The sequence below is a fragment of the Streptomyces bambusae genome (assembly GCF_019400985.1).
In the GTDB taxonomy this organism is placed as follows: domain Bacteria; phylum Actinomycetota; class Actinomycetes; order Streptomycetales; family Streptomycetaceae; genus Streptomyces; species Streptomyces bambusae_A.
On sequence record NZ_WTFF01000542.1, the window covers coordinates 1 to 2,732 of the forward strand.

Genomic DNA, 2,732 nt, shown 5'->3' on the forward strand with positions numbered 1-2,732 from the left:
CCCGGCGACCCGGCGACCCGGCGACCCGGCGACCCGGCGACCCGGCGGCCCGGCGGCCCGCGGGCTCCGGCCGGGCGGCAGGTCGGTGGGTCGGTGGGCGTTACTCCAGCGTGCCGCTCAGCAGGGCCGAGGCCGAGCAGTTCGACGGGCTGGACGGTGCGCCCGGCGGGCGGCCGGCCGAGCGGCAGGACAGGGTGATCGTGACCTCCTGCTTGGAGCCGGCGAGCAGGGCCGACGCCCAGTGGAAGTCCTGCTCACGGAAGTTCTCCAGGGCCGGAGCCAGCAGCGGCTTGCCGCCGACCGAGAAGGTCACCGTGCCCGTGTCGCCCTGCGGGTTCTCCAGCACCAGGTCGGTCAGGCGCAGCACCTTGCCCTCCGGGACGGCGAACGTCGCCTGCTTCGAGGCACCCGGCGCGGCCTCCGCCGTCAGCCGGTACGAGAACAGGTTCGCCTGCGGCTGCGGCGCCGGGCCCGTGCCCGGGCTGGGCGAGCCGGACGGCCCCGGCTTGCCGCCGCCCGGCCCCGACGAGGTACCCGACCCGGTGCCCGCCGAGGCGGCCTCCGCCGCCCGGTCCGCCGTGTCCTTGGCCTCCGCCGCCTTCGACTCCGCCGCCTGCACCGGGCCCTTGACCGCCTCCTTGGCGGCGCTGCGCACCGCCGGCCGGAGCACCGCGAACCAGATCGCGGCCAGCACCGCCAGCAGCGCCACCACCGCCAGCAGTGCCCGCAGCGCCCCCGCCGACAGGATCGGCCGGTGCACCAGCGTGCCGTCCATGACGACCGGCGCCACCTCCTCGGCCGGCGCCGCCGTCACCTGGAACGGGTGCGGGGCGGGCGTCCCGCGCCACATCCAGCGCCGCGGCCGCGCGGGAACCCGGACGAACGCGGCCTGCCCCGGCGCCACCACCGTCGGCGCGTCCGGCAGCCCGAAGCGCAGCGCGTCCGCGTGGTCCTTCGCCGAAAGGTGCACGGTCAGCGGGTAGTTGCCCCGGTTGTCCAGGGCCACCCGGAACCGCGCGCCGGTCCGGCCCTCGCTCAACCGGGGCGTCAGCTCGGCGGAGAAGTCGGCGTAGGCGCCGACGGCGAGGACGCCCTCGGGTACCGTCGCGTGCTCCGGCTGCTCCTGCGGCAGCACCCGTACGGCGTAGGGGAGTTCGCCGGGCCGCACGGAGGAGTCGCGCGGCGGGCGGACCACCACCTCCACCGTGCCCGCCGTGTCCGTGAACAGCGACAGCGTCGCCGGCTCGACCACTGTCCACGCCGCGGCCGGTCCCACCACCTCGAAGGCGTAGTGCTCCACGACGTTGCCGCTGTTGCGCAGCTCCAGCGGGATCCGGACCTCGTCCCCCGGCATGACGGCGACGGGGGCGGCGTCCAGATGTGCGGAAGTGGTCATGAGGGGACGGTAGGGAGGGCACCGACAGCCGTGCCGCACCCGTACGGACACATCCCGGGGCACGCTGCGTTGCCCGTTGAGTCCGCGTGGAGTGCCTGCTGACTGCCCGGGTGTTCACTGGGCGCTGACGCTGGAGGTGGGGCTCTCGCGTGACGTGCGGGGGCGTCGAGCAGGGGGTGGGCGATGCGCTACCAAGGGGAGAGCGGGGCCGAGCGGATTCCGGTGCGGCTGACCGCGCAGGACCCGGTGTCCCGGGCCGGCCTGGCCGGGCAGCTGCGCAGCTGCCCCGAGGTACGGCTGCTGGACGACGACGAGCCGTGCGGTACGCCGTACGTGGCGGTGGTGTCCGCCGACCGGGTCGGGGAGCGGGAGACGCAGACGCTGCGCCGCGCCCAGCGCGGGGCGGCGGACGGCGGCGCCGGGGAGGCCCGGATCGTGCTCGTGGTGACGGAGATCGACGACGCGGGGCTGGTGGCCGCCGTGGAATGCGGCGTCGTCGGCGTCGTACGCCGCAGCGAGGCGTCCGGCGAACGGCTGGTGCAGGTCATCACGGCAGCCGCGCGCGGCGAGGGCAGCGTCCCGGCCGACCTGCTGGGACGGCTGCTGGACCAGGTGGGGCGGCTCCAGCGGCAGGTGCTCGACCCGCGCGGACTGGCCTTCACCGGGCTCGCGCCGCGCGAGGTGGACGTGCTGCGGCTGGTCGCGGAGGGCAGCGACACGGCGGAGATCGCCCGCGCGCTGGCCTTCTCGGAGCGCACGGTCAAGAACATCCTCCACGACGTCACCACCCGGCTCCAGCTGCGCAACCGCTCCCACGCGGTGGCGTACGCGATGCGGCAGGGCTTCATCTGAGCGGCAGGTCCTTACCCGACCCGCGCGGCTTCGTCCGGCCCGCACGGCTTCGTCCGACCCGCGCGGCTCCGTCCGACCCGCACGGCTTCGTCCGACCGGACCGCCGCCGGCCCCCGGCTGCCCCTTCGGGCAGGTGGAGTTACCCGCAACGATGCCCCGACCCCGGCTACGGGCCGGGCACCGGGCGCGCCACGGTTGGACCGAGGAGGGGCTATCCGGATGCCGTCGGCCCGCCCCCGGGGGCGCGCGGGGGAACCGTCCGGGGGACGCGCGTGCGAGGAGCTGGGCTGAGAGGACCTGGGCGGCGAACCGGCCGACGAGGCAGCCTGCGGGACGGCCGACGGGACGGCCTACGGGACGGCCTACGGGACGGCCGGCGAGGCGGGTTCGGCTACGGCCGGGCCACGGCGCTGCTGCTGGCCCTGGGACTGCTGGGCGCCGTCCCCCCGGTGGCGCCCGCGCGCGCCCCGGCCGCACCCCTGGC

The 2,732-nt window shown here is 76.6% G+C and carries 2 protein-coding genes; one reads left to right on the top strand and one right to left on the bottom strand.

What is annotated here, in order from left to right; translation table 11 throughout:
* Positions 1-100 precede the first annotated feature (100 nt).
* Positions 101-1,396 carry a COG1470 family protein gene (locus tag GPJ59_RS35320; RefSeq protein ID WP_219672184.1) on the bottom strand — a complete coding sequence of 432 codons (1,296 nt, stop codon included), beginning with the start codon at positions 1,394-1,396 and terminating at the stop codon, positions 101-103.
* Positions 1,397-1,579: 183 nt separating this feature from the next.
* On the opposite strand from GPJ59_RS35320, the gene GPJ59_RS35325 reads away from it, so the two are divergent.
* Positions 1,580-2,248, top strand: a complete 669-nt coding sequence (locus tag GPJ59_RS35325) for a helix-turn-helix transcriptional regulator (RefSeq protein ID WP_219672185.1) — start codon at positions 1,580-1,582, stop codon at positions 2,246-2,248.
* The last annotated feature ends 484 nt before the right edge of the window (positions 2,249-2,732 follow it).